Source organism: Kiloniella spongiae, from assembly GCF_001026905.1.
Lineage (GTDB): Bacteria > Pseudomonadota > Alphaproteobacteria > Kiloniellales > Kiloniellaceae > Kiloniella > Kiloniella spongiae.
Map to the genome: position 1 here is coordinate 196,216 of NZ_LAQL01000006.1, position 13,282 is coordinate 209,497.

General features: G+C 42.5%; 10 protein-coding genes. 8 read left to right on the top strand and 2 right to left on the bottom strand.

The window, feature by feature from the left end:
- Positions 1–9: 9 nt before the first annotated feature.
- From WH96_RS09875 to purH, 7 genes are all read left to right on the top strand, one after another.
- Positions 10–1,191, top strand: coding sequence for a diaminopropionate ammonia-lyase (locus tag WH96_RS09875; RefSeq protein ID WP_047763991.1), 1,182 nt, complete (start codon positions 10–12; stop codon positions 1,189–1,191).
- Between the two features lie 118 nt (positions 1,192–1,309).
- Positions 1,310–1,972, top strand: a complete 663-nt coding sequence (gene rpe, locus WH96_RS09880) for a ribulose-phosphate 3-epimerase (RefSeq protein ID WP_047763992.1) — start codon at positions 1,310–1,312, stop codon at positions 1,970–1,972.
- A gap of 12 nt (positions 1,973–1,984) precedes the next feature.
- Positions 1,985–3,784 carry a heparinase II/III family protein gene (locus tag WH96_RS09885; RefSeq protein ID WP_053005819.1) on the top strand — a complete coding sequence of 600 codons (1,800 nt, stop codon included), beginning with the start codon at positions 1,985–1,987 and terminating at the stop codon, positions 3,782–3,784.
- A gap of 164 nt (positions 3,785–3,948) precedes the next feature.
- Positions 3,949–4,806 (top strand): MraY family glycosyltransferase, encoded by an 858-nt coding sequence (locus WH96_RS09890; RefSeq protein WP_162200139.1) that lies wholly within the window; start codon positions 3,949–3,951, stop codon positions 4,804–4,806.
- Positions 4,807–4,918: 112 nt separating this feature from the next.
- Positions 4,919–6,871, top strand: coding sequence for a polysaccharide biosynthesis protein (locus WH96_RS09895; RefSeq protein ID WP_047763994.1), 1,953 nt, complete (start codon positions 4,919–4,921; stop codon positions 6,869–6,871).
- Position 6,872: 1 nt separating this feature from the next.
- Positions 6,873–7,730 (top strand): NAD-dependent epimerase/dehydratase family protein, encoded by an 858-nt coding sequence (locus WH96_RS09900; protein WP_053005820.1) that lies wholly within the window; start codon positions 6,873–6,875, stop codon positions 7,728–7,730.
- Positions 7,731–7,910: 180 nt separating this feature from the next.
- Entirely contained in the window at positions 7,911–9,485 is a 1,575-nt protein-coding gene (gene purH, locus WH96_RS09905; RefSeq protein WP_047763995.1) for a bifunctional phosphoribosylaminoimidazolecarboxamide formyltransferase/IMP cyclohydrolase, read from the top strand.
- A 360-nt stretch (positions 9,486–9,845) separates the two neighbouring features.
- Here the strand turns inward: purH and WH96_RS09910 are convergent, their stop codons facing one another.
- Together WH96_RS09910 and WH96_RS09915 are read right to left on the bottom strand one after the other, a co-directional pair.
- On the bottom strand, positions 9,846–10,532 hold the full coding sequence (locus WH96_RS09910) for a winged helix-turn-helix transcriptional regulator (protein ID WP_047763996.1): 687 nt from the start codon (positions 10,530–10,532) through the stop codon (positions 9,846–9,848).
- Between the two features lie 228 nt (positions 10,533–10,760).
- The gene (locus WH96_RS09915) at positions 10,761–12,185 is read right to left on the bottom strand and encodes an aminotransferase-like domain-containing protein (protein ID WP_047763997.1); all 1,425 of its coding nucleotides are present in this window, start codon (positions 12,183–12,185) and stop codon (positions 10,761–10,763) included.
- Between the two features lie 390 nt (positions 12,186–12,575).
- On the opposite strand from WH96_RS09915, the gene WH96_RS09920 reads away from it, so the two are divergent.
- Complete coding sequence (locus tag WH96_RS09920) at positions 12,576–13,148, top strand: carboxymuconolactone decarboxylase family protein (RefSeq protein WP_047763998.1); 573 nt, start codon at positions 12,576–12,578, stop codon at positions 13,146–13,148.
- Positions 13,149–13,282: the final 134 nt, after the last annotated feature.

Consider the following 13,282-nt stretch of genomic DNA (forward strand, 5'->3'; position numbering starts at 1 on the left):
ACAAATTTTATGCTTGATACTTTTTCAGCTAATACCATTAAACACGTTTCTTATAACCCTCACACAGGGAACGCTTTCAAGAACGTTATAAAACCACAAAATTTTGCCGATGCGTCCAACGAAATCACGTCATGGGATGGTTATACAGCAACCCCTCTCCATCGTTTGGAAAACTTAGCCCAGAAGCTCAAAATTCAAAATATCTTTTACAAAGATGAAGGACCCAGATTTGGTCTCGGATCTTTCAAAGCCCTTGGCGGTGCCTATGCTGCCGCAAAGGTACTACAAAGAGAAATCAAAAATAAATTCAATGAAAAAGTAACCCTGTCAAATCTTCGCACAGGCAAATACGCTTCGCTGACAAATACAATCACTCTTGTCTCTGCAACAGATGGAAATCACGGGCGTTCCCTAGCCTGGGGTGCACAACAATTTGGCGCCGCTTGTAAAATATACATCCATACAGAAGTAAGTGAAGAACGCGCCAAAGCGATGAGAAGTTACGGCGCAGATGTCATTCGCATAGATGGCGATTACGATGATTCTGTTCGAATTGCGAAAACCAATGCCGAAGCAAACGGTTGGTTTATTGTCTCGGACACATCCTGGGAAAACTACACACAACCACCAACAAATGTCATGGCAGGTTATGGTGTTATGACCAATGAAATCATTCAGGAACTGCCTTTTCCACCAAGCCATGTACTACTTCAAGGAGGCGTTGGTGGCCTCGCAGCTTCTGTTTGCGCTGCTCTACGGCAAAAATGGGGGAAAGACTCTCCACGTGTTATCATTGTAGAACCGGACTTAGCCAATTGCCTCTATACAAGTGCGATCAAAGATGCACCCACATCAGTTCAAATTACAGACGAAACGATCATGGCCGGCTTATCGTGCGGAGACCCTTCTCCTTTGGCCTGGGATATTTTACGCGAAGAAGCTTCCGATTTTATCTCCATACCCGATACACTTATTGCGCCTGCAATGAAGCTACTCGCAAAACCAATCGGCAATGATCCAACTATCGTGGCCGGAGAATCTGCTGTGGCCGGGCTTGCAGCAATCATTGCTGTTGCACAAGATGAGACACTTCGTAAGGATCTAGATATCAATACTTCCTCACAGATATTACTGATCGGATCAGAAGGCGCGACTGACAAAGCCCTCTACCACAAAATCATATCTAGCTAATTCATAACAAGACATTATCTGGCAATTGCTTGCGAAGATGAGGCTATACTGCTACCAAAGTGGAGAAAATTATCTCTATTAGCAGAGCCTCGCTTCCTCGGATAAAAGAACCGGATAAATGCAAAAAGCTACACGTATCGCCCCCTCTATCCTTGCCGCTGATTTTTCTCAATTAGGACAAGAGATTCAACGTCTGGATCAGGCCGGTGCAGATTACATACACATCGACATTATGGACGGACACTTTGTCCCCAATATTTCCTTTGGCCCGTCCATAACAAAAGCCGTTCGCCCGGCAACCCAAAAGCCATTTGATGTTCATTTGATGATTTCCCCCATTGATCTCTATATCGAAGCTTTTGTTGATGCAGGTGCTGATATCATCACTATTCACCCAGAAGCAGGCCCTCACTTTCATCGTACAATCCAGCTCATTAAGTCTTTGGGGGTAAAAGCCGGCCTTGCAATAAATCCAGGCACACCTGTCGATATAGTAGATCATGTAATTGAAGACTTGGATCTTCTGTTGGTTATGTCCGTAAACCCTGGCTTTGGTGGCCAGTCATTCATTCCCGGTGCTCTTGGGAAAATTTCAGCCCTGAGAAATAAAATCGATGCCCTTGGCAAAGACATTGATCTGGAAGTTGACGGCGGCATTAACTTTGAAACGGCACCACTGGCTGTAGAAGCTGGCGCCGATCTTCTGGTTGCAGGCACCGCGACTTTCCGTGGGGGGCCTGACAACTATGCGAATAATATTAAAAAATTAAAAGGGCAATAAGAGCATCCGCCTATGGAAGGCCAAAGCCAAACTCATAAACCGGATACAAAAAAAAGCTCTGGCCGTTGGATAAATGGCCAGAGCAATATGTCCGAACGTATGGCTTCGTTCTTTAGGCTTCCAACCCCGGTTATTCTTGAAAAAACTGGGTATAAACTTAAATACCCACTGCTTATCAGTCCCTTTTATGATTGGATGATAAGTGGCAAATCCATTCCCAATTTGGTTTTTACACCCACAGATCCATGGTTGGGCGACGCCAATAAAGGCAGGGCAATTCTGACCGGAAAAATTGAACTGGCGGGTCACGTCATTAACAATCCTGCACCCCTTTGGAATCCCATCGGCGCAGAGCCGGATTGGGTTAAAGAATTTCATTCTTTTAGCTGGTTAAGATCTTTACGTGCCGCAGCGGGTGACCAGGCGCGTCGGACAGCCCGTGAAATGCTTAATCTTTGGATTAAAGATAACAATCAATGGCGCCCTTTAACCTGGGAGCCATCAATAACAGGATGTCGCCTCTATAACTGGCTTGGCCACTATGAATTTATCGGCAGCTCTGCTGACATAGACCTACGTCAGCGTATTCATGATAGCCTTGCCAAACAGGCACGATATCTTTCTGCCTGCCTGCCTGGTGGTCTAACTGGCGTGGAGCTTATTCGAGCCATTAAAGGCCTTCTATACGCAGGTGTCTGTCTGCCCGAGGGAAGCACATGGCTAAAACGTGCGTTAAGCTTATTGAGCAAAGAGCTCTCCCTACAAATTTTACCGGATGGTGGCCACATACAAAGAAGCCCTCACATCCATCTTGAAGCTTTAAGACATCTAATTGATATAAGAGCAACATTGCACGCGGGGAAAAAGGAAGTTCCCGGATCAATAATTTCGGCAATTGAATCTATGTCCCCGGTTTTGAGAATGTTCCTTCATGGTGATGGCGGCTTATGCCTTTTCAATGATTCAAATGAAGATCATGGTTGGCAGATTGATATGGTCTTGCGTCGCGCAGAAGGCAGAAAACAACCTTTATTAGCTGCCCCGCAAAGTGGGTTTCAAAGACTTCAATCCGGGCGCATCATGGTAATTGTTGATGCCGGTGCCCCACCACCACCAGGTTATGATATTACAGCTCACGCTGGTACCCTCAGCTTTGAAATGTCTGTTGGACGAGAACGGCTTATTACCAACTGTGGCGTCCACAGAAATCATCCTCAATGGCGCTGGATACCACGCGCAACAGCAGCGCACACAACCCTGACCCTCGCAGAAACAAATTCAGCACACCTGACACCAAATGGTGGACTTGCCAAGCGTCCCGATAATGTAACCTGTCGCAGAGAAGAAGATAATAATGGTCAAACACGTTTAGAAATGTCTCATGATGGCTATCTAAATAAACTGGACCTTATCCATAACCGTACCTTGGTTGTCCTTGCAAAAGGCGAAGGGCTAGAGGGGCATGACAATTTAATCTTCGCTGACGAACTTGATGAAAGAATTCGACAAGATTTTGCAATCCGGTTCCATCTACATTCTGACGTCAAAGCCTCTCTAATTAACGGTGGCGATGCAGTGTTACTAAGCTTACAAAAGGGGGGTGGTTGGCAGTTTTCCTGCGAAGGCGCAACCTTAACCTTAGAGCCAAGTGTTTACCTTGGAAAAGCAGGTGAAATACGCCGCAGCCAACAAATTGTCTTGTCAGGAATTACAACAAGTACCAGTAATACAGAGATCAACTGGTCGCTTGTCAGAGTAAACACAAAAAAATCAGCACAAAAAAACAATCAATCAAACTTATGGGATCAATGACAGAGTTACTCCATATCCTGACGATATTAGCTATTTTTACGCTCGCTTCATGCATCGCTACGGCCATGCTTCGCAAGATACTTATTAAAAAAAGTATCTTAGATAATCCAAATGAACGAAGCAGCCATACAATCCCCACCCCCCGTGGTGGTGGACTCGCCCTAATGAGTATTTTGCTTCTTGGCTGGGCGGGATATGGCGCATCATCAACAACGCCTCTCCCCGGATTTTGGTATATCTTTGCAGGTTCTATCGCTTTGATGTCAATTTCTTGGTTAGACGATCTAAAGAACCTTTCCCCCAAATCTCGTTTGTTGATTCAGGTTATTGTGGTTTGTGCAAGTTTATGGGCCATTACTCATGACGGGCAGACAATTAAACTATTTCCAGAAATAATCCCGCAATGGCTTGATTACCTCTTTATTGCCCTATCATGGATCTGGTTTATCAATCTCTATAACTTCATGGATGGTATTGATGGTATTACCGGGGTAGAAACATCAACAATAACATTAGGCCTCATTCTCATAGCATTTTACTATTCTTGGCAACCTGATGCGCTATATTTACCCCTATTTGTATTGGCTGCTACTTTAGGTTTTCTAATCTGGAACTGGGAACCTGCGGCCATATTTTTGGGAGATGTCGGGTCTGTTCCACTGGGATATATTCTCGGATGGTTTATGATTTTCCTCATCACAAAAGGCATGTGGGCGGCGGCTTTTATATTGCCACTCTATTACCTTTGCGATGCAACTCTTACGCTTATAAAACGCGCTATACGAAAACAACGAATTTGGGAAGCTCACAAAGAACATTACTACCAAATTGGTGCACAAAATGGCTTGAGTCATAAATCTGTTTCTCTGGTTATTCTTGCCTGTAACACACTTCTTGTCGCTTTAGCGTTATTTCTGAGTGCTGATTACCCTTGGTACAGTCTGATGATTTCTCTGATTATCGTTTCCAGTACAATAAAACTATTGAAAACGAACAATACCGGGAAAAAAAACCAAAATTGACTTAAGCTTTGAATTGAATGTCTTCTGGTCATTTTTGGACATTGCCAGTAAAGTAAAACACAATTAAATAAGCCCTTTCACTCACAAACATTGCTGTCAGGAAAATTATCATATGAAGTTTGGTATAACTTCACGCAACAAATCGTTAATTGCATTTTCGCATGATCTTTTCATGCTTGCGATTTCTTTTGCGATTTCCCTGACACTACGCATGGATATTACTGATGCTGCTGGGATTCCTCCATTCAGTTTGTTCCCTGCGTGGGGAATCTTTATTCTGATTGGGATCGCTAATTTCTGGATGCTTGATTTCTACAGAGGAACCTGGCGCTACGCATCTATGAATGATCTCCTCAACATCATAAAAACTTCAACACTGATTATGCTGTTGTTCTTGCCTGTACTTTTTTTCTGGAATCGTTTGGAAGATATCCCCAGAAGCTCACTGATCATTAACTGGTTTGTATTGATCTTTCTTCTTGGTGGACCCCGTATGATCTATCGCATCTGGAAAGATCAGGGGATACGAAGAATAATGGAAAAAGACAGCCATCTTAGAGTACCCGTTTTCCTGATCGGTTTTGATGATATAGCCGAAGCTTTTCTTCGACACATTACACGTGACCCAGCAAGCGCTTATGAGGTCGTTGGCATATTAGATCCAACCGGCCAAGAAGCGGGTCGACGCATGCACAATCTCCCGATCATGGGGCCTTTAGATAAACTTCAAAAGGCCTTGGACAAAGTATCTCTAAGCAATCGAAAGCCACAGCGAATTGTTATTTCAAAAGTAATCGACAGAGATAGCATGCAACTCATCAATGAGATCGCTGCAAACAACAATTTATCAATCGAGCGCCTCCCCAACCCCACCGAGTTTAAAAGTAATTTGGGGAATGAAATAGAAGTTCAACCAATTGCAATTGAAGATTTACTCGGCCGACAACAAGCTAAACTTGATCGACCAGCTATGGAGCGTCTTATTTCAGGAAAACGTGTCCTCATTACAGGGTGTGGCGGCTCAATTGGATCAGAGCTTTCAAGACAAGTTTCCTCTTTTAAACCATCGCATATTATTCTTTTGGATAGTTCAGAATTCAATCTTTATTCCATCGATATGGAAATATCTGAAAATTATCCCTCCCTAAAGCGTGATGCCGTTCTTGGCGATGTCAGAGATACATCCCGCCTCAATCAGATTTTTGATCGTTTCAAACCCGAGCTTGTCTTCCATGCCGCAGCCCTAAAACATGTACCACTTGTTGAAGCAAATCCAATAGAAGGCATACATACTAATGTATTAGGCACAAAGAATACTGCCGATGCCTGTCGGCGGGTTGGCGTAAAAACAATGGTTCTCATTTCAACCGACAAAGCCATTAACCCGCCTAATATTATGGGTGCCAGCAAAAGGTTGGCTGAAATCTATTGCCAAATGATGGATCTCGTTGGAAAGAAAGAGAACAATACTCGCTTTGTTACTGTTAGATTTGGTAATGTTCTCGGCTCAACAGGCTCAGTTGTGCCACTCTTTGAGCGGCAACTCAAAGCCGGGGGGCCTCTTACGGTCACCCATCCTGATATCACCCGTTATTTCATGACCATAAAAGAAGCCGTGGAACTGGTGTTACAAACCATGACTATGGGTGCTGCATTAGCCAGCGAAGATGCTGGCAAAATTTATGTGCTTGATATGGGCGAACCAGTCAAAATTACCGACCTAGCCAAACAAGTTATTCGGCTTGGCGGGTTTGAACCAGACAAAGATATCAAAATCGAATACACAGGCCTTCGTCCAGGTGAAAAGCTTTATGAAGAACTATTCCATGAAACGGAACCTCTGGTGCCAACAACACACAACAGCCTCAAACTTGCTACGCCCAGAATTGTGAACCAAGAATTCCTTACACACAGCTTAGAAAAAATGACACAACTGGTTCATAACAAAAAACGCGATGAAATTATAAATTTACTGGCACAGCTTGTTCCAGAATACGACGGGGTTCATAAAAGCAATAGTGGCACCAAAACTGAGTTACAAGAACAAGCTCAGGCAATCGTGTGATATGTCAGCAAAAACACGTTGTATTATTTTTGGTGCATCTGGCAAAACAGGCCAAATTCTATGTAATCGCCTCCCCCAAGATAAATATGAAATTATCAATGTATCACGCAAAGCTAACGCAACAATCCACCTCCCCGGTCGGGGATATGTTGCTGATCTAAACAATACTGATAGCTTTAAAGATCTGATTCAGGCCAATGATATCGTCATTAATCTAGCCCATGCCAGATATACAACACCTATACTTGAATGCTGCCCACCATCAATAAAGCAATTAATCGTGATTGGTTCAACAAGACATCTTACTTCCTTCCCAGATTTAGCAGCAAAAGAAGTAAACCATGCACAACAACAACTTGAGGCTTGGGAAGGTCCCTGGACGATGTTGCACCCAACCATGATTTATGGGGCTGTTGGCGAAAATAACATTCAAAGGATGGCCTTATTTATTAAAAAATTCAAAATGATTCCATTACCCAACAAAGGAAGGAGTCTAATACAACCAATACATGTTGAAGACGTTGTTATGGCAATCCTTCTTGCAATGGGAAAACAGCCGTGTATGCAAAAAAGTATTCTGATTGCCGGTCCCAAAGCTTTTACATATAAAGATTTTATCACTAAAATTGCTGCAGCCTCAGGTTCAAATTGTATCGTAATATCAATGAGCGAATCACTTGTGCAGATACTCGCATTCTTAACGCGATGGCTCCCTTTCCTTCCTTCTATTACATCAGAAGAAGTCCAAAGACTTATGGAAGATAAAAATATTGATACGCATCAAATGACACAATTGTTAAGTCTTATCCCTCGTGATTTTGACAAAGGGCTGGAAGAGCTGTTTACATCAAAGAAATAATATCTTTCGTGAATTCTACACACCAAATCGTTGCATCCTTAAGCTCTTCGGTTTATTAGTGCCTTCGCCTAAGAAAATTTCGGCCAACACTGATCATCCCTGATGGAAAAATCATCCAGATGATCTTTACTTCCCGCCCTGGCGGGCAACCGGGGTGGAAGACAGCTGCAAGGAACTGCTATGTCTGACGTCATCCGTCGCGCCCTCGTTTCCGTATCCGACAAGACTGGTCTTGTCGAGTTTGGTAAATTTCTCGCAGACCAAGGAATTGAAATCCTCTCAACAGGAGGTTCTGCACGAGCACTTAGCGATGCCGGTGTGCCTGTAAAGGAAGTGTCCAGTCACACAGGTTTTCCTGAAATTATGGACGGTAGAGTAAAAACGCTACATCCAAAAATTCATGGCGGCATTCTGGCCAGACGCGATCTCAAAACGCATACAGACGCAATGGTAGAGCATAACATAGCACCGATAGATCTGGTTGTGGTGAACCTTTATCCCTTCGAAGCGACTCTCAAATCTGGCGCAGACTACGACACCTGTGTTGAAAACATCGATATTGGTGGCCCAGGCATGGTACGTGCGGCGGCTAAAAACCATGGGTTTGTAACCATCGTCACAAACCCGGATGACTATGCCCTGGTGCAAGATGAGATAAAATCCAATGACGGGGCAACCACCAAAGAAACCCGTCGTAAACTTGCTGCCACAGCCTATAGCCATACGGCGAAATATGATTCCATGATTTCAGGTTGGCTCCAGGGGGAATGTGGTGTTGACTTCCCACGCGAAACAACCATCGGCGGTGAGCTTAAACAATCTCTGCGCTATGGCGAGAACCCGCATCAGGTCGCCGCGGTCTACAAGTCCATTGATGCACGTCCCGGCGTTGTCACTGCACAGCAACTACAGGGAAAAGAACTCAGCTATAATAACCTGAACGATACCGACGCAGCCTTTGAGCTGGTCTCGGAATTCAACGCCCCGACAATTGCCATTATTAAACACGCCAACCCTTGTGGTGTGGCAACGGCAGATAATCTGAGTGACGCCTACAAAGCCGCCCTCGCCTGTGATCCGACAAGTGCTTTTGGCGGTATTATCGCGACCAACAAGACCATGGATGCCGCGACAGCCGCACAGGTTGCTGATCTTTTTGCGGAAGTGGTTATCGCTCCCGCAATTGATGACGACGCCAAAGCAATTTTCGCGACCAAGAAAAACCTGCGCGTTCTTGTTACCGGTGAAATGCCAAACCCCGCAGACACAGGCATGACCATGAAAACAATCTCTGGCGGGTTCCTGCTACAGGGCCGCGACAATGGTCGGGTTACTGCTGCGGATCTCAAGGTCGTGACGAAACGCCAGCCAACAGAGCAAGAAATTGCCGATATGATTTTTGCTTTCAGGGTTGGCAAGCACATCAAATCCAACGCTATCGTCTACGCAAAAAACGGTGCAATCGTAGGCATTGGTGCCGGACAGATGAGCCGGGTTGATTCTTCCCGAATAGCGGCATGGAAAAGTAACGAAGCTGCCGAGACAGCAGGCTTGAGCGAGGCAGGAACTATCGGCTCTGTCGTCTCTTCCGATGCTTTCTTCCCCTTTGCAGATGGTTTGCTAGCCGCTGCCGAAGCCGGCGCAACTGCTGTTATCCAGCCAGGCGGGTCCATGCGCGACGACGAAGTTATTGCCGCTGCTGATGAAGCTGGACTTGCCATGGTTTACACGGGCATGCGCCACTTCCGCCACTAAGGTAAATCGCCCCAAAACTTTCAAAAGGCTGTCCTGGGATTACCTTCCCTGGACAGCCTTTTTTGTTGTAGTTATCGATTGTAAGTATAGATATGGATACAACATACAAACGGCTCTAAAGATATCTATTGCACGTCTTAAACTTCTTTGTTCATAACTCAGCGATCAAGAAGTTGTTTGTTATCCCTAAAGACCATAATTCTGGGGTTACTTATCGTTAAAATCCCTCAGAATCAGACCTTCTTGGAGTGCTCGGATTATCAACCACGGGAGATAGGAATATTCTCTACAAGATGAAAGATTTTACTGACCTAAGAAAGACCAGTTCTATGCAAATACTCTTAATAATTATCATCGTGTTTATAGTATGTTCTCAGCCGAAGGTAATTCAGAAAACACACAGTTTTCCATCCAAACAGATACGTTATTTACTAAATAATCATTACCTACAATTGATATCTCTTTATTTTTACTTGCTTTGCGATAGGTGCTTTTACCCATCCAGACATCTGTCATAATTGGAACTGTTGTAGAAAAATAAACATCAACATCTTTGCCTGGGTCTTTATCGCAAATATCTACCTCCCCTTCATTCGAAATGATCCACCAATTCCCCTTCTCTGTCATATCTGTAAAGCTAAATCGAATAATCGTCTCTGTATCGGGAAGGTTTTCAGGACGAATACTCCGCTGCAGATAAAGCATCAAAAGCTCTACATCATATTCTTCCGTTCGCAAGTTTGATCGTGCCCATTTCATACCCCAATCACCAATAGTTAATAGAATTGGCAAAAGCTCTTTGCAAGATTCTGTTGGGTAGTATTCGTGAGTTCGTTGGCCAGTTATACTTTTTTTATAAATTATGCCGTGATTTTCAAGTTCATTAAGACGCCGAGATAGTAAGGTAGGGGAAATACTTCCCAATCCTCTCTGTAATTCTGAAAATCGACGGCTACCCATAAGAACTTCACGGATTATTAAGGCTGTCCACTTTTCACCAACAACTTCAAACGCCTTAGCAATCGGACAGAATTGACCATATTCCATTCGTTAACTCCACTAACTAAGAACATTCGTCTTAAGCATCTTATATTAATACAGGCAATGGATTACATAAAGTGAAAAGCAATTACTATAGAGAAAGGTATCTTAAGCCCGTATAAGAACGGCAACAGAGCATAATCACGCTCAAAAGGTAGTCGCCTTTTAAATTAGAAATTATTTCGAGTAGCTAAGGAGTAAGAGATGATTTTCAGAATCATTAATTATACTTTGTTACCCTTCCTTAACAAGATTACCCAAAGTTTGTATGGCTTTTTCCAATGCAGGTGTCCATTCGTGTCCGCAGCATATACGCATACAATTATTATAATTATCAGTTGTTGTGAATAAACTACCTGGGGCAAAGCTAATCCCCTGCTCTATCGCTTTTTCAAACAATTCAGCGCTATTAATTTTTTTATCCAGTTCGAGCCACAACACAAAACCTCCTGCCGGGTTAGAAACTTTTGTTTGCTTTGGAAAAAACTTTGAAATGGCATACCGCGTTTTCTCAACATTTATCTGCAAAGCTAGTTTAATTTTTTGGATATGACGATCATAGTTTCCAGAATTCAGATAAGTTGCAAGGCTGGCTTGTAAAAGAGTCGGGCAACATATTGATAATCCAAACTTGGTTTCAGTAATTTTTTCGATATGACAAAATGAAATAATCCAACCAATTCGATAGCCAGGAGCAATGGACTTGGAAAATGAATTACAATAAATAATATTGGCATCTGGCGCGAGAGATAAGAATGATTTTGGGCGAACCTTGCCAAAATACATATCTCCGTAAATATCATTTTCTATAAGCGGAATATTGTACTCTTTCAATAAATCAATAATTGATAGTTTTTGATTTATTGAAAGAGTACATCCTAAAGGATTGCTAAAGCTGGATATGAAGAGACAAGCTTTGATTTTGTTTGAAGTTACAGCGTCATATAAAGCATCTATGTTAATACCATGTTTCGAAGTGGGTAATTCAAAAGCTTTTAATCCCAGAGCATCCAAAATTTGAAGAATACCAAAATAGATAGGAGATTCTAAAGCGACTGCATCTCCCGGTTTAGTAACAACCTTCAACGCTAATGTAAGAGCTTCGGTACATCCGTTTGTAATTGTAATATTATCTTTCGTTAATTTTAATCCAAGCCGGGTAGATCGATTGGCAATTTCGTTTCTGAGATCTACATTGCCTTGAGCTGGGCTGTAATTGTTGTGATCTTTTCCATTATGGCGGGCTTTTTTTGCAAGAATAAGATCCAACTTTCCTGCTGCTAATATTTCTGGGCTTGGAATTGCACACCCAAAGGGATGTAAAGATGGATCAGACGCATAGTATTCTAAAAGTTTGAGAATTGGTTTAGCTATTTTAACTGATTCTGGTGCCTGATAGGGCGTTGTTTCCGCTGGTTCTTGCAATCTAGAAGTATAACGGTGAGAAACATAAAATCCGGATTGAGGCCTGGCTTCAATATACCCTCGATCCTCAAGGTTTTTGTAGGCCTGTGTAGCTGTTGCCAAACTGATATGCTGACTTTGCATTAACAATCGCAATGAAGGAGCTTTTTCACCAGGTTTAAGTGTACCTTCATCAATCATATCCGCGACATAAGATGCTACTTTTTCATATAGAAAAGGCTGCTGCTTGCCCATTATATAATCTCTCTTTCGGATAGTGCCGTTTACAAATGAATATTACGCTACGCGTGTTGAATAATCCATTTTCGGATTGAGTACAGTTCTGATTCGATAATATCCATGAGTTCGTTAGTTGATTATTTTTGGTTAGTTATATTCTTCAAGATTAATAAATTATAGAAATAATAAAATTGAATGAAGTCTCCTACAACGATCTCAATAACCTTAATGAATCAGGCAGAATGTCCATATTCAACTTGTTAACTACACAAACTAAAGCGCGTTAGTCCATAATGTGTAGTACATTAGTACAGTGAGTGAACTATATAAAATAAGAAGCACGTCTATTCTCTAACAATCGGCTGGTTATTCATACCCAGCGACAATCGTTAAGGGAATGACTTTATGACTAATTATAAACTTCATAATAGAGAAAGTGTTTCAACTGAAACAGCTAATACTTTTTTAGTTCTAGAGAACCAACTTGGTTTTGTGCCAAATGTTTTTGCCGTTTTAGGGCAAAACACTCACACTCTCGAAGCATTTCTCACAATGAATGAGAAATTCAATTTTAGTAGCCTGACAGCAGTAGAAAGAGAAATCGTTCAAATCGCCGTTAGCGTAGAGAACGAATGTCCGTATTGTGTTGCCGGACATAGTGCATTTGCCAAAGTGCAAGAACTTGATGATAAAATAATTCACGCTGTTCGTACTGAAGCAATTATCGACAATCCTAAACTAGAATCTCTCCGTCGCTTCACCATTGCACTTGTTAACAGTGCTGGACGTGATGTTGATGACGAATTAAAGAATTTTATCAATTCTGGCTATAGCGAATTACAAGCTATTGATGTGATTCTTGGTGTTTGTATAAAAACGTTTAGTAATCTTGTTAGCGGGCTAACAAAGCTTCCTTTGGACAAGCCCTTTACACCATTTACATGGTCCTCCAAGTATCTAAACAAATCAGCTGCATAACTGAATGATGAACATTCTAGTTATTTAAAACCCTGACTTTTCTTTGAGATGAACTGGATTACAGCAAAACTGTATTGGTTAAATATTCCATATCTGTAACTGTTATGGAAAAGAACATTATGCCATGATGCTCT